The organism is Exiguobacterium sp. RM11, from assembly GCF_059821525.1.
Genome location: NZ_CM187558.1, coordinates 1,951,291 through 1,971,777 on the forward strand (window position 1 = coordinate 1,951,291; position 20,487 = coordinate 1,971,777).

20 protein-coding genes are annotated in these 20,487 nt (G+C 49.8%); 1 reads left to right on the forward strand and 19 read right to left on the reverse strand.

Annotation, left to right across the window (positions count from 1 at the left end):
- Positions 1–36: 36 nt before the first annotated feature.
- The 17 genes from hemA to AC5LIL_RS10250 form a co-directional block, all read right to left on the reverse strand.
- Positions 37–1,383, reverse strand: a complete 1,347-nt coding sequence (gene hemA, locus AC5LIL_RS10170; RefSeq protein WP_214760507.1) for a glutamyl-tRNA reductase — start codon at positions 1,381–1,383, stop codon at positions 37–39.
- Between the two features lie 183 nt (positions 1,384–1,566).
- Positions 1,567–2,736 carry an AI-2E family transporter gene (locus tag AC5LIL_RS10175; RefSeq protein WP_499824045.1) on the reverse strand — a complete coding sequence of 390 codons (1,170 nt, stop codon included), beginning with the start codon at positions 2,734–2,736 and terminating at the stop codon, positions 1,567–1,569.
- Between the two features lie 110 nt (positions 2,737–2,846).
- Complete coding sequence (yihA, locus tag AC5LIL_RS10180) at positions 2,847–3,440, reverse strand: ribosome biogenesis GTP-binding protein YihA/YsxC (RefSeq protein WP_074032795.1); 594 nt, start codon at positions 3,438–3,440, stop codon at positions 2,847–2,849.
- Entirely contained in the window at positions 3,441–5,741 is a 2,301-nt protein-coding gene (lon, locus tag AC5LIL_RS10185; protein WP_499824046.1) for an endopeptidase La, read from the reverse strand.
- 73 nt (positions 5,742–5,814) lie between these two features.
- Positions 5,815–7,083: an ATP-dependent protease ATP-binding subunit ClpX gene (gene clpX / locus AC5LIL_RS10190; protein ID WP_015881113.1), complete on the reverse strand. Its 1,269-nt coding sequence runs from the start codon at positions 7,081–7,083 to the stop codon at positions 5,815–5,817.
- Between the two features lie 211 nt (positions 7,084–7,294).
- Entirely contained in the window at positions 7,295–8,587 is a 1,293-nt protein-coding gene (tig, locus tag AC5LIL_RS10195) for a trigger factor (RefSeq protein ID WP_427373123.1), read from the reverse strand.
- 89 nt (positions 8,588–8,676) lie between these two features.
- A complete protein-coding gene (locus tag AC5LIL_RS10200) occupies positions 8,677–9,588 on the reverse strand; it encodes a hypothetical protein (protein WP_214749751.1) in 912 nt (303 codons plus the stop codon).
- 250 nt (positions 9,589–9,838) lie between these two features.
- The gene (locus AC5LIL_RS10205) at positions 9,839–10,252 is read right to left on the reverse strand and encodes a group I intron-associated PD-(D/E)XK endonuclease (protein WP_074032786.1); all 414 of its coding nucleotides are present in this window, start codon (positions 10,250–10,252) and stop codon (positions 9,839–9,841) included.
- Between the two features lie 226 nt (positions 10,253–10,478).
- A complete protein-coding gene (locus tag AC5LIL_RS10210) occupies positions 10,479–10,991 on the reverse strand; it encodes a metallophosphoesterase family protein (RefSeq protein WP_074032782.1) in 513 nt (170 codons plus the stop codon).
- Positions 10,992–10,996: 5 nt separating this feature from the next.
- Positions 10,997–11,587: an XTP/dITP diphosphatase gene (locus AC5LIL_RS10215; RefSeq protein WP_214695264.1), complete on the reverse strand. Its 591-nt coding sequence runs from the start codon at positions 11,585–11,587 to the stop codon at positions 10,997–10,999.
- The gene (rph, locus tag AC5LIL_RS10220; protein WP_214785298.1) at positions 11,584–12,333 is read right to left on the reverse strand and encodes a ribonuclease PH; all 750 of its coding nucleotides are present in this window, start codon (positions 12,331–12,333) and stop codon (positions 11,584–11,586) included. Before rph ends, AC5LIL_RS10215 begins: the two co-directional genes overlap by 4 nt.
- Positions 12,326–13,129 carry a glutamate racemase gene (gene racE, locus AC5LIL_RS10225; RefSeq protein WP_499824047.1) on the reverse strand — a complete coding sequence of 268 codons (804 nt, stop codon included), beginning with the start codon at positions 13,127–13,129 and terminating at the stop codon, positions 12,326–12,328. Before racE ends, rph begins: the two co-directional genes overlap by 8 nt.
- Positions 13,130–13,242: 113 nt before the next feature.
- A complete protein-coding gene (locus AC5LIL_RS10230) occupies positions 13,243–13,506 on the reverse strand; it encodes a phosphocarrier protein HPr (protein ID WP_015881106.1) in 264 nt (87 codons plus the stop codon).
- Between the two features lie 74 nt (positions 13,507–13,580).
- Complete coding sequence (locus AC5LIL_RS10235; RefSeq protein ID WP_074032771.1) at positions 13,581–14,021, reverse strand: acyl-CoA thioesterase; 441 nt, start codon at positions 14,019–14,021, stop codon at positions 13,581–13,583.
- Between the two features lie 8 nt (positions 14,022–14,029).
- Positions 14,030–14,818 carry a succinate dehydrogenase iron-sulfur subunit gene (gene sdhB, locus AC5LIL_RS10240; protein ID WP_193343274.1) on the reverse strand — a complete coding sequence of 263 codons (789 nt, stop codon included), beginning with the start codon at positions 14,816–14,818 and terminating at the stop codon, positions 14,030–14,032.
- An 8-nt stretch (positions 14,819–14,826) separates the two neighbouring features.
- Positions 14,827–16,584, reverse strand: coding sequence for a succinate dehydrogenase flavoprotein subunit (gene sdhA / locus AC5LIL_RS10245; RefSeq protein ID WP_074032768.1), 1,758 nt, complete (start codon positions 16,582–16,584; stop codon positions 14,827–14,829).
- A 16-nt stretch (positions 16,585–16,600) separates the two neighbouring features.
- The gene (locus AC5LIL_RS10250) at positions 16,601–17,218 is read right to left on the reverse strand and encodes a succinate dehydrogenase cytochrome b558 subunit (protein WP_074032764.1); all 618 of its coding nucleotides are present in this window, start codon (positions 17,216–17,218) and stop codon (positions 16,601–16,603) included.
- Between the two features lie 223 nt (positions 17,219–17,441).
- Between AC5LIL_RS10250 and AC5LIL_RS10255 the strand changes: the two genes are divergently transcribed.
- Positions 17,442–17,834 (forward strand): YslB family protein, encoded by a 393-nt coding sequence (locus AC5LIL_RS10255; RefSeq protein WP_243834707.1) that lies wholly within the window; start codon positions 17,442–17,444, stop codon positions 17,832–17,834.
- A gap of 25 nt (positions 17,835–17,859) precedes the next feature.
- Here AC5LIL_RS10255 and AC5LIL_RS10260 read toward each other — a convergent pair whose 3' ends face one another.
- Positions 17,860–18,636 carry an aminoglycoside adenylyltransferase domain-containing protein gene (locus tag AC5LIL_RS10260; protein WP_499824048.1) on the reverse strand — a complete coding sequence of 259 codons (777 nt, stop codon included), beginning with the start codon at positions 18,634–18,636 and terminating at the stop codon, positions 17,860–17,862.
- Positions 18,633–20,423, reverse strand: coding sequence for an excinuclease ABC subunit UvrC (uvrC, locus tag AC5LIL_RS10265; protein WP_499824049.1), 1,791 nt, complete (start codon positions 20,421–20,423; stop codon positions 18,633–18,635). Before uvrC ends, AC5LIL_RS10260 begins: the two co-directional genes overlap by 4 nt.
- Between the last annotated feature and the right edge of the window lie 64 nt (positions 20,424–20,487).

A 20,487-nucleotide genomic window follows, 5' to 3' on the forward strand; every position in this document is an offset into this window, starting at 1 on the left:
TAGAAAAAGGCGACACACGTCGCCTTTTATATCTTGTTAGCGCATCAATGCGCGAAGTGGTGCTTTCGCAGAAGTGGCATCTGTTTCTTCCACTTCGTCTACCGGTTGTTCTGGTAACTCGACATCGAGTCCGAACGTCTCGACAAACTGTGCGATTCGAACGTTCGCGTCCGGCTGTGCCGCTGCGTCTTTAATATAGTCAATCGGATCACGAAGCATCTGGTTGATGATCGACTTCATATGCTTTCCGATGACTTTCTTGTCACGTGCTGACAAGTGGTCGAGCTTACGCTCTAGACTCGTCATTGTGTCTTCTTGAATATCAAGTGCACGGGCACGCAACTCGTTCATGATCGGTACGACACCGAGCGTGACGAGCCATGTTTGGAACTCTTGAATCGCTTCATCGATCTTCATCTCGATCTTCTCGGCCTCGAGGAGACGAGCTTCGAGATTCTTGTTGACGATTCCATTCAAATCATCGACATCGAACAAATGAACACCTGGAAGTGTCGCGACCGCTGGATCGATATCTCGCGGCACAGCAATGTCAATGAGAAGAAGTGGACGTTCACGGCGCAACAATTGTGCCGCTGCCACATCGTCATATCCGATGACGGCGTCTTTCGCTCCGGTCGAACTGATCAAAATATCCGCATCGAGTAAACCACATGCGATTTCACGAATCGAATGGGCACGGCCTTTGAACTTGTCCGCAACAGCTTTCGCTTTGCTCTCCGTCCGGTTGAAGACGGCGATTTGTTTGGCACCAGCCTCGAACAAATTGAGTGTTGTCAGTTCACCCGTTTCTCCGGCTCCGACGACGACGACCTGCTTATCTTCGAGCTGTTGGTACATTTCTTGTGCGAGCGTCACGGCAGCCGAGCTGACCGATACAGACATTTCCCCAATTTGCGTGTCCGTATGGGCGCGCTTGGCGAGTGTGACCGCTTCTTTGAATAATTTGTTGAAGACAGTTCCTGTCGTTCCATGCTCTTGTGCACGGAAGAAACTCGTCTTCACCTGACCTAAAATTTGTGTTTCCCCGATGATCATCGAGTCGAGGCCCGATGTGACACGGAACAAGTGGCGAATCGCCTCTTCCCCTTCTCGAATCGACAAGTATGGTGTGAACTGCTCCATCTCTAGATTGAACCAGTTCGCCAAGAAACGTTTCGTGTAATAACGTCCAGTATGGAGTTGATCTGTCACGACGTACAGCTCCGTCCGGTTACACGTAGACAAAATAACCGACTCGAAAATGCTCTTCTCTTCGCGAAGTGCAATCATCGCATCCACGATTTCTTGCTCCCCAAACGAGAACTGCTCCCGAATCGCGACAGGGGCTGTCTTGTTATTTAGTCCAACGACGACAATATGCATGTATCTCTTCCCCTCATCTAAAATCCACCGACGGTTGTCTCTTCTTTTTTCAATCTCTACCGTACATTATAACAGTTCTTATCTGGTAACTATAATCTTCTGTTTGATTTTCCTGAAATAAAATAAGAACTTTTTGTGACAAAAAGAAGTAGAAATGGCGAAACCCCATTTCTACCCTTCTTCTTATGAATGTGGTGAGTTTGGATCCGTAATAATAGAGCTTTCCGTCTCTTCTTTGTCCAAATATTGTTTACGCTCTTTTAGTTTATAGATGCGAACGATATTCTGGACAACTGTTTTGGCGACCGCATAGAACGGTACGGCGATGAGCATCCCGATGATCCCGGCCAAGTTCCCAGCCACGAGCAAAACGATGATGATTGTGAGCGGGTGGACTTTCAAGGACTTCCCTTGAATGAGCGGCGAGATGACGTTCGATTCGATCTGCTGCACGACAATGATGACGACGATGACCCATACAACTTTGATTGGATCTTGAATGAACGCGACCACTACTGCTGGTGCAGCTCCTAAGAATGGTCCGACATACGGGATGATATTTGTCACCATCATGAAGAGCGCGAGCAGGATAGCATAATCCACACCGACGATCCAAAGACCGATGAGCGACGTGATCCCGACGAAGAACGCGACGAGCAACTGTGCGTTGACATAGCTTCGCACCGTCTCGTGCATGTCATGCAAAATGTGACGCGTCTCTTTTTCGTAGCTCGATGGCAAGAGTTTGACGATAGCGTCCGGCAGACGCTTCCCATCAAGCAACATGTAAAGAAGCATGAACGGGATGACGACAATCGTGATGACCGCTGACGTCACGAATCCGACGACTTGACCGAATGACGACGCGATGTTTCCGAACAAGTCTCCTAAATACGACGTGATATTCGTCGTCAAGTTGCGGAACATCTCATCATTCTCTGCCATGAAGCGTGACAAGAACTCATTTTGGAGTAATGTGTCACGGACGGCGAACGCTTGTTGTTGAAGCTCTTTCGCGATACTCGGCATCGCATTGATGAGCGATGTGATTTGTTCAGCAAGGACCGGTCCGAGAATACTGAAGACGATGGTAAAGATGAGTACGAGACCGATCAGTGTCATCGCGACCGCAAGTGCGCGTTTCCCTTTCAACCGTTTTTCTAAAAAGTCGACGATGCCGACCAAGAAATAAAAGAAGAGTCCGGCCACAATGAGTGGGACCGTGACGAGTGCCAAAATAACTTGAATCGGTTCAAACACGAATGAGATCTCTGTTCCGACCCAAATGACTAAAAAGATGGTCAGCGTCCAAAAGAGGGCGCGGTACCATTTGTTTTCAAACATGCGCTGCATTTCTCCACCTCGTTTACGATTATGACTATGTACTAACTATGATTATACGATAATTACCCGATTGCGGGATGAGAAAAACAAAAAGGCGAAGGAATCCCTTCGCCCATACTTCATTCACCTTCCGTGATGAGTGCGTAAATTGCTTTCCACGCATCGTCTTTTCCTTCTGCTGTTTCGGCTGAGAAAGCGACGAAACGGTCAGATGGATCGAACTGAAGCTTACGTTTTACCGCTGCCTCGTGCTTTTGACGCTGGCTCTTCTTAATCTTATCGAGCTTCGTCGCCACGACGATGACAGGAATGTCATAGTGCTTCAAGAAGTTGTACATCGTCACATCGTCACCTGTTGGCTCATGACGGATATCGACGAGTAAGACGACGCCGCGAAGCGCCTCTTGGCTCGTCAAATATTGCTCCATCATGACGCCCCACTTCTCACGTTCCGTCTTCGATACTTTCGCATAACCGTATCCTGGAACGTCAACAAACATGATTTCATCATTGATGTTAAAGAAGTTGAGGGTCTGAGTCTTTCCTGGTTTTGAAGACGTCCGTGCGAGCGCCTTTCGTTGGCAAATCTTATTGATGAACGACGACTTCCCGACGTTCGACCGTCCGGCAAGCGCCACTTCCGGCAACTCATGGACCGGGTAATGGTCTGGCGCGACGGCACTCGTCACGAATTCTGCTTTGTTGATCTTCATTTAATTTCCTCCAAATGCTACATCTAGTACTTCATCGAGTGTCGTCACGGGAACGAACGTCAGTTTCTCACGCACCGTTTCTTGAATGTCATCGATGTCTCGCTCATTATCTTTTGGAATGACGATGGTCGTCAACCCGGCCCGATGAGCGGCGAGCGCTTTTTCTTTCAATCCACCAATTGGTAAGACGCGTCCACGGAGCGTGATCTCGCCTGTCATCCCGACATCACGATGGACTTTTTTCCCAGTCAACGCGGAAATGAGTGCGGTCGCAATCGTAATTCCGGCCGATGGTCCATCTTTCGGGACAGCCCCTTCCGGAACGTGAATATGGATGTCTTGTCGCTCATAGAACGTCGGGTCAATCCCAAACCGTTCCGCATTCGCGCGCACGTAGCTGTATGCCGTCTGTGCCGACTCCTGCATCACATCACCGAGTTTACCCGTCAACTGAAGTTTGCCTTTCCCTGGGGCGAGCGCCACTTCGATTGTGAGCGTGTCTCCACCGAATGCCGTGTAGGCAAGACCTGTCACTGCACCGATTGAGTCCTCGGTCTCCCCTTTTCCGTAACGATACTTCGGCTTTCCGAGATACGTGATGATGGCTTTCTTCGAAATCGTGACCCGTTTTTTCTCACCGATTGCGATTTGTTTCGCTGCTTTACGGCAGAGCGAACCGATGACGCGTTCTAAGTTCCGGACACCCGCTTCACGTGTGTAGCGGCGTACGACTTCATAGAGCGCATCTTCTTTGATCGTCAATTGGCTCTTCTTCAATCCGTGCTCTTTCAACTGTTTCGGCACTAAGTGGCGCTTCGCGATTTCGACTTTCTCGAGCTCCGTATACCCACCGATTTGAATGAGTTCCATCCGGTCAAGGAGCGGTGCCGGGATTTGAGAGACGTCGTTCGCTGTCGCGATGAAGAGGACGTTCGATAAATCGAACGGTTCTTCGATGTAGTGGTCCGAGAACGATACGTTTTGCTCAGGGTCAAGTACTTCGAGCATCGCCGACGCCGGGTCTCCTCTGAAGTCAGATGCCATCTTGTCGATTTCATCGAGTAAGAAGACCGGGTTCTTGCTTTCCGCTTGCTTCAACCCGCGGATGACACGTCCTGGCATCGCACCGATATACGTCCGGCGGTGACCACGGATTTCTGCCTCATCGCGTACCCCACCGAGTGAGACACGAACGAAGTGACGTTCAAGCGCCGAGGCGATAGAACGGGCGAGCGACGTCTTCCCGACCCCTGGAGGTCCGGCGAGACAAAGGATTGGTCCACGAAGCGAGTTCGTCAACTGGCGGACGGCCAAGTATTCGAGGATTCGGTCTTTCACCGACTCCAAGCCATAATGGTCATCGTCGAGGACGTCTGCCGCATGTTTCACATCGAGCTTATCTTCCGTCTCGATGCCCCATGGAAGGGATGCGACCCAGTCAAGGTAGTTACGGATGACCGCATACTCCGGCGACGTTTGTGGGACGACGTTCAATCGCTCTGCTTCACGCATGACGTTCTTTCGAGTCGTCTCTGGCAAGTCGAGCGCTTCTAACTTCTCGAGGAGGCGGTTCGGCTCAGACTCTTGCGTCTGGTCACCGAGCTCTTGTTGAATCGTCTTCATCTGTTCTCGTAAGTAGTACTCGCGCTGCGACTGCTCAATCGACTTCTTCGTCCGCTCGCGCATCTCTTGCTCGAGTTCGATTACTTCCACCTCGTGTGCGATGATTTCAAGCAGCTCAAGCCCTCGTTTGACCGCATCTGCTTCTTCGAGCATCGCTTGGCGAAGTTCGACATCGACATCAAGTTTCGACGTGATATAGTCTGTGAGCGACTCGAGCCGCTCATACATTTCGAAACGACGACGTTCGTCCGGGGACATGCCTTTAATATTCGCGACAAGTTTACCGAACTGCTCTTTCAACAGTCGGACGAGCGCCGTACGCTCGACCTCTTCCCCTTCAGCAAGCTCGAGTGGTTCGACGTTGGCGAACCAGCCTTCATCCGTCGATTCGACCGAGTCGACGCGGACACGCTCTTTCCCGACGATGCGAACCCGAATCGTCTCGTTCGACAATTCGCTCATTTTAGCGATATGGACACGCGTTCCAATCGTGTACAAGTCTTCCGGTTCTGGTGATTCGTTCCCGGTCTCTTTTTGAGTGACGACAATTAAATCCGTCTCATGCTCCTTTGCAGCAAGGAGCGCCCGAAGTGATAACGGGCGTCCGACATCGATTGTCACACCGATGAGCGGATATACGACGACTCCTCGCAACGGAAGGATTGGTAATTTTTCCATCTACAACGCCTCCTGTGCAAAAAGGCCCAAAACTCGGAGTATGCCGAGTGTTTGAGCCTTCTTCGTTAACAAATTATGCTGTCTCTTTGTTGTCCCCTGTCTGTTCGACAGTACCATCACGAAGGACGTATTTCGGACCGGCAAGACCCGTAATCGTTTCATCTGTGATGATGACTTTCTCGATATCGTCACGCGATGGGACGGTGAACATCACATCGAGCATCATTTCTTCGATAATCGAGCGGAGACCGCGCGCGCCAGTCTTACGTTTGATTGCAAGTTTGGCGATTTCGATCAATGCCTCGTCTGTGAACGTCAATTCGACATCGTCAAGCTCGAGCATTTTCTCGTACTGACGAACGAGGGCATTTTTCGGCTTCGTCAAGATTTCAACGAGTGCTTCCTCGTCGAGTGTCGTGAGCGTCGCCATGACTGGCAAACGACCGATGAACTCAGGAATCAAACCGAATTTTTGAAGGTCTTCAGGAAGTGCGCGGGCGAGCAAGTCTTCTTGCGTCAACTCGCGATTCTCTTGATCGTTTCCGAAACCGATGACTTTCTTCCCGATTCGGCGTTTGACGACCGATTCAATCCCGGCGAATGCTCCGCCGACGATGAAGAGAATGTTTGTCGTATCGATTTGGATGAATTCTTGATGCGGATGCTTACGTCCACCTTGTGGCGGTACGCTTGCTGTCGTGCCTTCAAGAATTTTAAGAAGTGCCTGCTGAACGCCTTCACCGGATACGTCACGCGTAATCGATGGGTTTTCAGACTTACGAGCAATCTTATCGATCTCATCAATATAGATGATTCCTTTTTCAGCCTTCTCGACATCATAGTCAGCTGATTGGATCAATTTGAGCAAGATATTTTCGACGTCTTCACCGACGTAACCCGCTTCCGTCAAGCTCGTCGCATCCGCGATTGCGAATGGGACGTTCAAGACGCGAGCCATCGTCTGGGCGAGAAGCGTCTTCCCGCTACCAGTTGGTCCGATCATGACGATGTTCGACTTCGCAAGTTCGACATCATCTGAACGGCCGCCGGCGTTGATTCGTTTATAGTGGTTATAGACAGCTACTGAAAGCGCACGTTTGGCGCGGTCTTGTCCAATGACATAATCGTCTAGAATGTTACGAATCTCTTGTGGTTTCGGAATGTCTTTGAATTCGACTTCTTCCTCTACACCGAGCTCTTCCTCAACGATTTCATTGCAAAGTTCGATACACTCATCGCAAATGTATACGCCTGGACCGGCGACTAACTTACGAACTTGTTCTTGCGATTTTCCGCAAAACGAGCACTTGAGTTGCCCCTTTTCCTCGTTAAATTTGAACATTCGATACACCCCTTCTGTGGTGAAAATGGATGTAAGTGCGATAAATCGCGATTTGTATTTTCTGGTGCGATGCACCGTGAAAAGACATTTTACATCTCTGCGTTGAAATAATTGTAGCATGAACATATTGCGACTTCAAAGAATTACACATCTAAAGTGTTGTGACAGAAAAAAGGACGACCGCTAAGCAGTCGTCCCACTAAAAATCAACTTACTTCGCTTTACCGTTTTCAACGAGGATGTCGATCGCTTTACGGAATTTGAGGTCACCTTTAAGTGTCTCAAGACCGCCTTGTGGAGCGAGCATCGTACGGAGTTGGTCCGGTGCGATGTTGTAAAGTTTAGACATTTCTTCAAGCTCTTTCTCAGCATCTTCATCAGATACTTCGATTGCTTCTTTTTCAGCGATTGCTTTCAAGACGAGACGAGCTTTAACGCGCTCTTCAGCTTGCTCTTTCATCTCTTCGCGCATTGCTTCTTCAGAAGTACCAGTGAGTTCGAAGTACATGTTAAGGTCGATTCCTTGTGAAGATACACGTGAACCGAACTCTTGTACCATGCGGTCTACTTCTTGGTCAACGAGAACTTGTGGTACGTCGATTGTCGCGTTAGCAGTCGCCTGCTCAACGAGTTGGTCGCGCATTGTACCTTCAGCTTCTTGTTTCTTACCAGCTTCTAAACGTTCACGGATGCTCGCTTTCAACTCGTCGAGTGTCGAAACAGACTCGTCGATGTCTTTTGCGAACTCGTCGTCGAGTTCAGGAACTTGTTTTGTTTTCACTTCGTGAAGTTTGACTTTGAATGTCGCTGGTTTACCCGCTAAGTTTTCAGCGTGGTACTCTTCAGGGAATGTTACTTCAACGTCTTTTTCTTCACCAGCAGTCATGCCGACCATTTGCTCTTCGAATCCTGGGATGAATTGACCAGAACCGATTTCGAGTGTGTAGTTCTCAGCTGTGCCGCCTTCGAACTGCTCACCGTCAGCGAAACCTGCGAAATCAAATACAGCTGTATCGCCGTTTTCGATTGCACCTTCTTTAACAGCGAGTTCTGCGCCTTGCTGTTGAAGTGCTTCAAGTTCTGCTGTTACTTCGTCTTCTGTTACTTCAGTTGAAACAGCTTCGTACTCGAGGCCTTTGTATTCGCCAAGCTCAGCTTCTGGCTCAACCACGAATGTCACTTTGAAAGCGACTGGTTTGCCTTTCTCGAGCGTGCCGTCTACATCGATGTTTTCGAGCGCGATTGGTTCGAAACCAGCTTCTTCAACCGCACCTTGGATTGTGTCGCGGTAGAGAATGTCGAGCGCATCTTGATAGAGCGCTTCTTCTCCATACATTTTGTTGAACATTGGGCGTGGCAATTTACCTTTACGGAAGCCAGGCACGTTCAAGTCTTTGACGACTGTTTTAAATGCGGCGTCAACTGCTTTATCAAAAGCTTCTGCAGGAGCTTCGTACGTGAGTACGCCTTGGCTACCTGATGTTTTTTCCCATTTTGCTGTCATGCTAAGTCCCTCCAACAATTCGTTTATACCGTACAAAAATGTACAACAATCCGTATTATAGCATAAATCCTCGGTATGCACACAAGGATTTAGTCTAATAACGCCTGTGTGAAGCGCAGATCCGCCTCTAAAATCGCAGCTGCCAAACCGTCGACTGCCTCGTCATGCAAAATCGCTTGTTTCGCCTGTACGAGCGCCTGTTCCACGTCCGCTTTTTCGGCTGGCACATACGGATAATGCGTGTACATATAGTTCATCAACAACTGAGTCCCGATCTCATCGCCCTCAACTGATTTCTGAAGCGAGAGGACGGTCTTCTCCCACGTCTCGATGTGCGATGTCGCTTCCATTTGCGACATCTCGTTTGTCGAATCCCCATCCGACCACTTGATGACCGCGAGTTCGGCAAACGCCTTCTCTAACACGATTAATTTGACGAGCTTCGGTCGCTTGGATACGAGTAGCTCATGAAGCACATTGTCGAGCACCGAATCGATATTGAAATGAACATGTTGCAACGCCTCGATTTGTTCCCCTGTACTGCCGCGCGTCAACGTCCGTTTCAATTTGGCGATGGCCGCAGGAAACTCGGTCATTTTCAACACTTGAAGCACCTGATGTGCCTGTGTGTTGACCGTATCCTTTTTGTCTTGCCATTCGAGATACTGGTTGATCCAGTGCGCCGCTTCAAACGGCTGGTCCCGCATGATGTAATACTGCGCAATCTGTAATCCGCCCGAAGCCGGTTCTTCCGCTTCCGCCATCTGGATGGCGACGAGTTCCTGCAACTTCTCGAGCGTTTCCGGGTCGTCCGGTTTTTCCATCGCACATTGGAAGATTTCCATGAAAATAAACGGGTCACCCGGAATCGCCTGATACCAATCCCATAAAATCGGTTCGATCCGCTGTCGTTCCCCAGAGGCATCTGCTTCTTGAATCATCTTATGCAGGCGCGACCAATTCCCGGGGAACGGATAGTCCTGGTCCTTTTCCTTCTCCATCTTCCCTCACCCTCTCTTCCATTCCCTTTCATCTTCCGTTAGGACGCGATTCCTTGTCAATCGATTTCCCGGAAAATGAAAAAAGAGACGTTCTCCGTAGAGAACATCTCTATTTTAATGGAAGCGTCCCAAGAGGGATTCGAACCCCCGACCGACGGCTTAGCTTACCACCATGACTTTCGTCACCAACATCGTGTTGTTTGTAGTCTGGACTATATCTTCACCGTTTCAGGTGCGACACGTGTAGTCTCTACGGAACCTCACGATAATCATCTGCAAAAAGAATATTTTGCTTTTGATTATTCTTTGGTGTTTTTACCCTCAATGAAATAGATTTTTCAAAAAGATTCGGTTCAAAGTAATAACAGGTATCAGTCTGTGGACAATATACACAGTATACATCAATTTCATCTTTGTTTATAAACCGCGTCTGAACTCCACTCGCGGTACTATAGCTTGAACGAAACCGAACATTTAGAACCCCGTTTGTGTTTAGTTCTCTGTACTTAACTTGAATCCGTTTAAACTGGTTGTCTTTGTAAACAACTAAGTCAAACGGTGCATGTTCAGTTGCAGGGAACAAAATCATAAACCCTTTTTGATATAAATCTACTTGAGCCTTTAAAACACCTAAATCTCCCTTACTTTTTGTGTGATGATACATAAAACATCACTCCTTAAGAGATCGTAAGTTTCCTCGGTATTACCATCAGCATCATCTGTTAAGGCTTCACCGATATAGTGTCGTCCACTTTATAGGTTTCTGTTTCCCTATAAAGGCTCCTATTTGTCTTGAAGGCCGTTGCTCTATCCTGCTGAGCTATTGGGACATTGACATGAAAACTATAATAGAAAAATGGTTTCCTGTCAATCGATTTCCCATTCGAAACTCATAGTTTTCCTGCGATGTCCAAATCTTCGACGTGAGAACCGTCTTCCGATCGATAAAAACGTACCGCCGCTTCCCCGTTTTCTAGGTCAAGAAGCGCATACGTTTTGTCCGAACGTCCCCGTGGCATCCGAATCGAACCCGGGTTGATGTAGACGACCCCGTCCTCGATCAAAGCACCCGCCACATGCGAGTGACCGAACAAGACGACGTTCGCGCCCACTTCTTCCGCCCGGTAACGCAGCCGATTCAAGTCAAATTTGACGTCGTGATGATGCCCGTGGACGATGAGGATTGTGCCGGCATCCGTCGTCTCGATCCGTTCGAGCGGAAGGTCTCCCCCAAAATCACAATTCCCACGGACCGTTCGATACGGCAATAGATGTTCATCGACAAGTGCGAGTTGTGAATCGCCGCAATGGAACGCGTCATCAATCTCCGCCTCGTGTCGTTCAAAAATCGTTGTCAATTCTTCCGTCAGACCATGACTATCACTCACTATTAGAAAACGCATAAGCTTCATCCTTTCATGAATGGAATGATTTCTGCCTCCAGTTTTCGTAATGCCTGTCCACGGTGACTGACGACCGCTTTTTCTTCACGTTCTAGTTCGGCCGCCGTCTTGTGGAGCGATGGAACGATAAAGAGCGGGTCGTATCCAAAACCGTTCTCGCCACGTGGGGAATAGCCGATTGTCCCTTCAATTGTTCCGCGAACGGTCAACGTCTCTCCTGTCGGTTTCGCCAGACAGAGGGCACAGACGAAGCGGGCCACGCGATTCGTTTCGCCGTTCAATTTTTCAAGAAGAAGCGCATTGTTCGCCTCATCCGATTTTTCAGGACCGGCGAAGCGAGCTGAATATACACCAGGTGCCCCGTCGAGCGCGTCGACTTCAAGACCGGAGTCGTCCGCGAGTACGGCATGCCCGAAATAGGCAGCCGCTTCCGTCGCTTTTAACGCCGCATTTTCTTCAAATGTCGTCCCTGTCTCATCTGTTTCCGGCGCATCCGGATAGTCGAGTAGTGATTCGACCTCAAATCCGAGCGGTGTTAACATCCCTTCTAGTTCTTTCACTTTTCCAGGATTGTGTGTCGCAATGATCAACTTCATAATGTCTCCTCCGAACGTTCTCCGACGTACCACCAAGAAGCACCGAGCGCCTCTTGTGCCGTCTTGAATAATGATTCGATTCCGTGTTGTGCAAGCGCGAGCATCTCGTTCATCTCTTGAAGCGTGAACGTCGCCTCTTCACCTGTCCCCTGTACTTCGACGAAACGACCGCTTGCCGTCATGACGACGTTCATGTCGACTTCAGCCGCCACATCTTCCATATAGTCCAAATCGAGAACGAGTTCATCGGTACGTCCGACCGAGATGGCCGCGACGCCTTCTTTGATTGGTGTATCGTCGAGTTTCCCTTGACGGATCAAACGATCGACGGCGAGGACGAGGGCACAAAAACCACCCGTGATGGATGCCGTACGCGTACCGCCATCCGCTTGGATAACGTCACAGTCAATCCAAATCGTGCGTTCGCCGAGACGTTCCAAGTCAACGACCGAACGGAGTGATCGGGCGATGAGACGCTGAATCTCCATCGTTCGACCCGATTGCTTCCCACGTACCGCTTCTCGGACAGTCCGGTCACCTGTCGCACGTGGCAACATGGCATACTCGGCATTGATCCAGCCTTGCTTCTTCCCACGAAGGAAGTTCGGAACACGTTCTTCGACAGTCGCTGTACAAATCACTTTCGTATCACCAATCGAAATGAGGACAGACCCTTCCGCATGCTTGTTCACATGCGGTACGATCTCGACTGTTCGTAATTCATCAAATTGTCTCGTATCACGCAATGCCGGTCACCTCGACTTTCTCCGCATGGACCGGACGACCGAGCCATTCGCTCGCTAGTCGGTCAAATAGTTCAATATCCCCCGTCGCATAAAAGGCATGGGATGGGACAGTATCTAATCCGTTCTCGAGCTCTTGATAATCAAGCATCGCTGCGACTTCGAGCGCCGTCTCGTCACCAGACGAGATGAGGTGCACGTTCGGCCCGACCACGTCCTGGATAACAGGAGCAAGGATCGGATAATGCGTACAACCGAGAATGAGTGTATCCATCTCGGAAGGTTGTAGCGGACGCAGCGTCTCTTCCACGATTTGACGGACGCGCTCTCCTGAAACGTCTCCCGCTTCGACGAGCGGGACGAACGGTGGGCAAGCGAGTGAGTACACGTCGACCTCACCAGCTACGTGACGAAGCGCCTTCTCATAAGAAGCGCTCTCAATCGTCATCTTCGTACCGATGACACCGATATGTTTGTTTCGCGTCCCTTTGACGGCCGCACGGGCACCTGGGTCGATGACACCGATGACCGGGATATCGAGGCGTTTCCGCGCCTCTTTCAAAACGACTGCCGTCGCCGTGTTACACGCGATGACAATCATTTTGACGTCTTTCTTCAATAGAAACTCAATGAGTTCCCATGTATAAGCTTCAATCTCATCGTGCGGACGCGGCCCGTATGGACAGCGTTCCGTATCCCCGATATAGATAATTTCTTCTTTAGGGAGCTGGCGTATCAATTCTTTGACTACCGTCAACCCGCCGACTCCTGAATCGAGGACTCCAATCGCTCGTTTCATTTTGCATCACTTCCATTCTCACCTATCTTACCAAAAAACATCAGACGGAAAAAGAAACGTTCCCATGACAAAAAAAGACGAGGTCGCCAGTGGCGCCTCGTCCCTTACCCGAATTACTGAGCAAGACCTTCGCTAGTGAGCATGTCAGAAAGCGTGTTGATCGCTTCTTCTGCATCTTCACCTTCAGCAGTGATCTTGATTGTAGAATCTTTTGCGATACCGAGTGAAAGTACACCCATGATCGACTTCAAGTTAACTGTTTTACCATTGTACTCGAGGTTGATGTCTGACTGGAACTTAGAAGCTGTGTTAACCAACTGAGTAGCTGGACGAGCGTGAATTCCTGAATCAGCAACGACTGTGAACGTTTTTTCCATGAGATGATGGTCTCCCTTCAAAATTCAATTCTACAGGCGAACCGGCAGAATATTTTTTGTTTGTGAACTCATTATCAAATGATAGCGGATTCGCAAAAATTCTGCAAGCGGTTTTTATATTCCGGAGTCCATTCCGTTGGACGACCTTCCTTCGTCAAATGAACGAGGCTCGTTCGTCCCGCGAAGAGGAGTTGCTCTCCGTCATATGCCCCGTAATGAATATCACATGAAGTGTTTCCGACCGTCAAGATATTGGCATGCACGGTCAGCTGTTGACGTGGCATGACTTGTCGAACATAGTCACATTGCGCATCGGCGACGACGACAAACCCGTCCTTCAAGGAGAATCCTGTCGCTTCTAACAACTCGATTCGCGCATCTTCGAAATAGATGAACGGGATCGTGTTGTTCATGTGACCATACGGATCGCACTCCGAAAAGCGGACTTTCACATCGAGCGCGACCCCTGCTTTGACACGTGTTTCCCAACCTGGCTCTCGAAAGTACTTGGTCATCGGCTCGCTTATGCCTCGACCGCAGAACCGGTGCGACCTTTGTCACTACCGAAGAACTGTTTGAACGAGTGAAGCGTCGTTTGACGGTTCATCGAAGCGATAGACGTCGTGAGCGGAATGCCTTTCGGGCAAACTTCGACACAGTTTTGTGCGTTTCCGCACTGCATGATGCCGCCGTCTTCCATAAGGGCTTCGAGGCGGTCTTCCGCGTGGAAGGCACCTGTTGGATGCGAGTTGAAGAGACGGACTTGCGAAATCGCCGCTGGACCGATGAAGTCCGACTTGTCGTTGACGTTCGGACACGCTTCAAGACAAACCCCACATGTCATACATTTCGATAACTCGTATGCCCATTGACGTTTGTTTTCTGGCATACGCGGTCCTGGACCGAGGTCATACGTTCCATCGATTGGAACCCATGCCTTCACTTTTTTCAATGCGTCAAACATGCGTTGACGGTCGACTTGAAGGTCACGGATGACCGGGAACGTCTTCATCGGCGCGAGGCGGATCGGTTGCTCGAGTTTATCGACGAGCGCGGTACACGACTGGCGTGGCTTCCCGTTGATGATCATCGAGCAGGCACCACACACTTCCTCGAGACAGTTCATGTCCCAGTTGATTGGTGTCGTCTTGTCGCCGTTCGCGTTGACCGGGTTACGGCGGATTTCCATCAATGCCGAGATCACGTTCATGTTCGGACGGTACGGCACCGTGAATTCTTCAGTATATGTCGCTTGATCCGGTCCATCTTGGCGTTCGATGATGAAGCGGATGTCTTTTTGTTCAGATTGCATTGGCGTCGTCATTTCGTCTTCGCCCCTTTCTTCGAGTAATCCCGTTTACGTGGCGGGATTAACGAAACATCGATGTCTTCATACGAGATATCGACTTCCCCATCTTTGTAACGTGCCATCGTCGTCTTCATGAACTGCTCGTCATTACGTTCCGGGAATTCCGGTTTGTAATGGGCACCACGGCTCTCGTCCCGCTTGAGTGCGCCGAGTGTGATGACGCGTGCGAGGTCGAGCATATGGTCGAGCTGTCGAATGAACGATGCCCCTTGGTTGCTCCAGCGTGCCGTATCCGTAGCCGAGATGTTATGGAAACGTTCACGCAATTCTTGGATTTTCTTGTCCGTCGCTTCGAGCTTGTCGTTATAACGAACGACTGTGACGTTATCCGTCATGAGTTCACCGAGTTCACGGTGGATTTGATACGCGTTCTCTGTCCCGTCCATCGCAAGGATGTCGTTGAAGCGTTCAATCTCTTCACGCTCGTTGAAGTTGAAGAGCGCGTCTGAGACGCTTTCTGTCGCTTGGTCGAGACCACGCATGTAGTTGACCGCTGCAGGACCTGCTTCCATTCCGCCATGAACGGCTGAGAGGAGTGAGTTCGCCCCGAGACGGTTCGCACCGTGCATCGAGTAGTCACATTCACCGGCTGCGAAGAGTCCAGGGATGTTTGTCATTTGATCGTAGTCGACCCACAGTCCGCCCATCGAATAGTGGACTGCCGGGAAGATCTTCATCGGTACTTTACGCGGGTCGTCCCCTACGAATTTCTCGTAGATTTCGAGAATCCCACCAAGTTTGATGTCGAGTTCTTTCGAATCTTTGTGAGACAAGTCGAGGTAGACCATGTTCTCGCCGTTGACGCCGAGTTTTTGGTTAACACATACATCGAAGATCTCACGTGTCGCGATGTCACGCGGTACGAGGTTTCCGTATGCTGGATATTTCTCTTCGAGGAAGTACCATGGCTTCCCGTCTTTGTATGTCCAGACACGTCCACCTTCTCCACGAGCCGATTCACTCATGAGACGAAGTTTGTCGTCCCCAGGAATCGCAGTCGGGTGAATCTGGATGAACTCCCCGTTCGCGTAGACTGCACCTTGGCGGTAAACCGCTGCCGCTGCTTGTCCTGTGTTGATGACCGAGTTTGTCGACTTACCGAAGATGACCCCTGGGCCACCTGTCGCCAAGATCACCGCGTCCGATGGGAACGCTTTAATTTCCATCGAGCGCAAATCCTGACAGACCGCACCGCGGCAGATGCCTTCTTCATCGATGACGGCACGAAGGAATTCCCATCCCTCATATTTCTCGACAAGACCTTGTGCTTCATAACGACGAACCTGCTCATCGAGTGCATAGAGAAGTTGTTGACCAGTTGTCGCTCCAGCGTATGCCGTACGGTGGTGAAGCGTTCCACCGAAACGACGGAAGTCTAAGAGACCTTCTGGCGTACGGTTGAACATGACACCCATCCGGTCGAACATGTGGATGATTTTCGGTGCATTCTCTGCCATTTTTTGAACAGGTGGTTGGTTAGCGAGGAAGTCGCCTCCGTAGACCGTGTCGTCAAAGTGTTGCCAAGGAGAATCACCTTCCCCTTTCGTGTTGACGGCCCCGTTGATGCCACCTTGGGCACAAACTGAATGTGAACGCTTGACCGGTACAAGCGAGAATAGTTTTACCGGAACACCCATCTCTGCCGACTTGATTGTCGCCATGAGTCCAGCTAGACCGCCACCGATGACGATCAAACTTTGATTTGCCATGTAAAATTCCCCCTAATTACAAGATGCCTGCAAACGTCAAAATCGAACGGATGCCGACAAAAGATAGTGCCAAGAACACGACACCTGATACGTAGCTCATGAGACGTTGCGAACGAGGTGACTGTGTGATTCCCCACGTGATCGAGAACGACCAAAGACCGTTCGCGAAGTGGAACGTAGCCGAAAGGATTCCGACTATGTAGAAGATTAACATGAGCGGGTTGTCGACGATGTTTTGCATCATCTCCGCATTGACTTCTACCCCGCGTAATTTCGCTAAGCGCGTTTCCCAAACGTGCCAAGCGATAAAGATGACGAGGAAGACCCCTGTGAAGCGTTGGAAGAGATACAACCAGTTGCGTGCGTATGAATAACGGTTCGAGTTAATCGACCCGAGAAACGCATAGTACACGCCGTACACGCCGTGGAAGATCATCGGCAATGCGATAATCGTCACTTCAAGGAAGTACAGATACGGTAAGTTCCCCATGAATTTTGCTGCTTTGTTGAATGACTCCACCCCATCGACGATGTAGTAGTTGACCGATAAGTGAACGATCAAAAACAAACCGATTGGAATGACCCCAAGTAGCGAATGGACTTTACGACTGAAGTAGTCACGATGCGCTGCCATTCTAGTTCCCCCTTTTTTACGAGCATTGGCTCGTATTGTCAATAAAAGCGTTTTCAAATGCAGATATAGCTTTCTGACTCCTATTCTACTCTTGTGAAAATTGTATGACAAGATAACCTAGCCGATTTGTGCCACATTCTTTTCAAAAATACAGGATGACCAAATTCCGATTGGTCGTTATAATGATATAGAGAGATTGGAGTGATGGGATAGAATGGAAACGATGAGCCAACCAATTTTCGCGATTGAACTTCTTCGCGACTATGTGTTGACGGACTTGCTTGGTGAAGATTACGCCCAAGTCATCTATTGGTCAGGAAAACGGGTCGCCCGCAAATTCCCGACGATGTCTGACGATGAACTGACTGCATTCTTCGACGAGGCAGGTTGGGGAGCGTTGACGCTCAAAAAGGAACGTGGGAGTAAATTTACATACGAACTGATCCCACCGCCCACGACCCAAGCCAAGGCGACCGGTTACTATCAGCTCGAAGCTGGATTTTTAGCCGAACAGATTGCAGGTCGTTTCCAGTGCGTCGCGGAAGGATATGCCGATCCCGCCCGAAAAACTGTCCAAATCACCGTCCAACTAGACCGGAAAGACGATTACGAATAAGAGTCGATGCCAAACGCATCGACTCTTATTTTTGTTTCTGCTGAAGTTGTTGACACATGTAGAGACGGAATACGTTGAGTTCATGTTGATCAAACGTCACGTCATCCCCTTCATAGCCCTGATTCGCCTTACGAACGACAGCTATAACATTTCCCGGAAAATGTCCGTTCTCTATCATCCAACCGAGCGCTTCTTGTTTCGAGAGAAGGACACGTTCTTGTTCATAGGCCAGTCCGCGTAACAAGTTCAACACGCAATAGATCGGATTTTCATCCATCGTATCGAGACAGTCGAACGCATCTGCCCGAATCGCATCAGAAAAATGAGCGGAATCGAATCCGCAGAGCAATTGATGAAGTGGCTGTCCGCGCCAAGTGATGCCTCGTTCTAAAATCATCAACATATGAGCTGCCAAATCCGGATCGGTGAATCCTTGTTGCAATTCGGTTCGCTCTTCCCTACCTGCCTTTTCAAAACGTGAGCGCCACCCTTCACTATAGTGAAACTCGAAGGGACTCGGGTGACACCAGTCTTTTAGCTGCGCCGTCGTCATGATGCTCAGTTCGAGCGGATATGGTTCGTTGGAGTATGAGAGGCAACAGTCGATGAGTTTTTGTCGTTCCTCCCGAGTCAATGCGTTCGATACGACGAGCAACAAATCTACATCACTTCGTTTCGGATGAAAGCCACCCATTGCTAATGAACCATGAATGTATATATGCTGAACGGTTGGTAGAAATTCATCAATCGCTTTCACGAATGTAGCGATTGTATTCTCCACGTCTGTCGGAAGCTGTCTCATTCATCCGTATCCTCGTGCACATATTGAAGGACGGTCTCCGCCAGTTTTTCCGGTAGTCCCGCTTCTTTCAATTGTTCGAGTGAGGCCAGACGAATCTGTTTCATCGACCCGAAATGACGGATGAGCTGTTGACGACGCTTCGGACCGACTCCCGGAATCTCATCTAAAATCGATTTTGTCATCTTCTTCGTGCGCAAGCTGCGGTGGAAGGTGATGGCGAAACGGTGGACCTCGTCTTGCATCCGCTGTAATAGATAAAAAGCACTCGATCGTGGATGAAGTTCCACGACCGCACCATGTTCTCCGAACAACAGTTGGCTCGTCCGATGTCGGTCATCCTTTTTGAGTGAGCCGACCGGCAAGTCGAGCCCGAACTCATTTTGGATGACGTCGAGCGCTGCATTCAATTGCCCGATTCCTCCATCAATCAATAGGAGATCCGGTAGACGCTTGTTTTCCGTCAACAGGCGGCGGAACCGTCGCCGCACGACTTCGCGCATCGTCTCGTAATCGTCCGGCCCTTGGACGGTTCGAATCTTATATTTCCGATACTCTTTCTTGAGCGGCTTCCCGTCTTCAAAGACGACGAGCGCCGATACAGCGTCCGCCCCTTGAATGTTCGCGTTATCGATGATGTCGACACGCGACAAGTTCGGGATGCCGATTGCTTCCCCAAGTTCACGCATCGCGAGTAACGTCCGCTCTTCGTCTCGGGCGAGCAATTCGAACTTCTCATTCAAGGCGATTGTTGCGTTCTTCGTCGCTAAATCGAGCAGTTGCTTTTTCGCCCCTCGTTTCGGCTGCATCACTTTCGTGCCGATGGCGTCATTTAATAAATCGAGACGGACCGTTTCCGGTACGAGGATTTCTTTTGGCACGACGTTTTGTTCATAGAACTGGACGATGAAACTTTCGAGTTCTTCGGAAGGCTCTCCATGCATCGGGAAGAGCGAGACATCTCGCTCGATCATCTTACCGCCTCGCATGTAGAACACTTGGACACACATCCAGCCTCGGTCAAGCGTATAACCGAAGACGTCTCGCGCCGTCGGGTCGGCCGTAATCATGTTCTGTTTGTTCATAATCGATTCGACCGCTCGAATCTGATCGCGTAGTTCAGCTGCCCGCTCGAACTGCATGTCTTCAGCGGCACGTCCCATCTCGACATTCAGCTTGGCGAGCGTCTCACTCGTCTCACCGTTCAGGAAACGACGAATCTCGTTGACGATCTCTTTTTGCGAATCCATGTCGACCGCGAGCTCACAAGGTCCTAAGCACTGCCCGATGTGATAATAGAGACAAAGTTTCTTTGGCATCGGCTGACATTTACGGAGCGGGTAGAGTTTATCGAGCAGACGTTTCGTCTCGTTCGCCGCGTAAGCGTTCGGATACGGTCCGAAGTAATGTCCGCCGTCTTTCTTCAGCTTACGTGTCGTCAATAGACGCGGATACGGTTCGTTCGTAATTTTGATGTACGGATACGTCTTGTCGTCTTTCAGGCGAATGTTGTACTTCGGGTCGTGCTTTTTGATGAGCGTCATTTCAAGGAGCAACGCCTCGAGTTCGCTCGCCGTCACGATGTACTCAAAGTCACGGATCTCTGCGACGAGGCGCATCGTCTTGATGTCGTGCGCGCCCGTGAAGTAAGAGCGGACCCGATTCTTGAGGTTTTTTGCTTTCCCTACATAGATGACCTCGCCATATTCATTTTTGTGCAGATAGCAACCCGGTTCGTCCGGGAGTAGCGCCAATTTATGTTTAATGTGGTCGGTATGACTCAATTCCATTCACCTCAGTTTAGCTTCCTCCTGGACGGGAAAAAGAGTGTGATATCTCGTCAGAGGAGGATTT

Coding starts and splice junctions, on each gene's coding strand:
- tig (WP_427373123.1), bottom strand. CDS start 8,587: ATGACAGCAAAATGGGAAAAAACATCAGGTAGCCAAGGCGTACTCACG.
- uvrC (WP_499824049.1), bottom strand. CDS start 20,423: ATGGAATTGAGTCATACCGACCACATTAAACATAAATTGGCGCTACTC.
- hemA (WP_214760507.1), bottom strand. CDS start 1,383: ATGCATATTGTCGTCGTTGGACTAAATAACAAGACAGCCCCTGTCGCG.
- sdhB (WP_193343274.1), bottom strand. CDS start 14,818: ATGCAATCTGAACAAAAAGACATCCGCTTCATCATCGAACGCCAAGAT.
- AC5LIL_RS10260 (WP_499824048.1), bottom strand. CDS start 18,636: ATGAGACAGCTTCCGACAGACGTGGAGAATACAATCGCTACATTCGTG.
- AC5LIL_RS10200 (WP_214749751.1), bottom strand. CDS start 9,588: ATGGAGAAGGAAAAGGACCAGGACTATCCGTTCCCCGGGAATTGGTCG.
- AC5LIL_RS10215 (WP_214695264.1), bottom strand. CDS start 11,587: ATGAAGTTGATCATTGCGACACACAATCCTGGAAAAGTGAAAGAACTA.
- AC5LIL_RS10235 (WP_074032771.1), bottom strand. CDS start 14,021: ATGACCAAGTACTTTCGAGAGCCAGGTTGGGAAACACGTGTCAAAGCA.
- racE (WP_499824047.1), bottom strand. CDS start 13,129: ATGAAACGAGCGATTGGAGTCCTCGATTCAGGAGTCGGCGGGTTGACG.
- clpX (WP_015881113.1), bottom strand. CDS start 7,083: ATGTTCAAATTTAACGAGGAAAAGGGGCAACTCAAGTGCTCGTTTTGC.
- AC5LIL_RS10205 (WP_074032786.1), bottom strand. CDS start 10,252: ATGTATCATCACACAAAAAGTAAGGGAGATTTAGGTGTTTTAAAGGCT.
- AC5LIL_RS10230 (WP_015881106.1), bottom strand. CDS start 13,506: ATGGAAAAAACGTTCACAGTCGTTGCTGATTCAGGAATTCACGCTCGT.
- lon (WP_499824046.1), bottom strand. CDS start 5,741: ATGGAAAAATTACCAATCCTTCCGTTGCGAGGAGTCGTCGTATATCCG.
- AC5LIL_RS10250 (WP_074032764.1), bottom strand. CDS start 17,218: ATGGCAGCGCATCGTGACTACTTCAGTCGTAAAGTCCATTCGCTACTT.
- AC5LIL_RS10255 (WP_243834707.1), top strand. CDS start 17,442: ATGAGCCAACCAATTTTCGCGATTGAACTTCTTCGCGACTATGTGTTG.
- yihA (WP_074032795.1), bottom strand. CDS start 3,440: ATGAAGATCAACAAAGCAGAATTCGTGACGAGTGCCGTCGCGCCAGAC.
- AC5LIL_RS10175 (WP_499824045.1), bottom strand. CDS start 2,736: ATGCAGCGCATGTTTGAAAACAAATGGTACCGCGCCCTCTTTTGGACG.
- AC5LIL_RS10210 (WP_074032782.1), bottom strand. CDS start 10,991: ATGCGTTTTCTAATAGTGAGTGATAGTCATGGTCTGACGGAAGAATTG.
- sdhA (WP_074032768.1), bottom strand. CDS start 16,584: ATGGCAAATCAAAGTTTGATCGTCATCGGTGGCGGTCTAGCTGGACTC.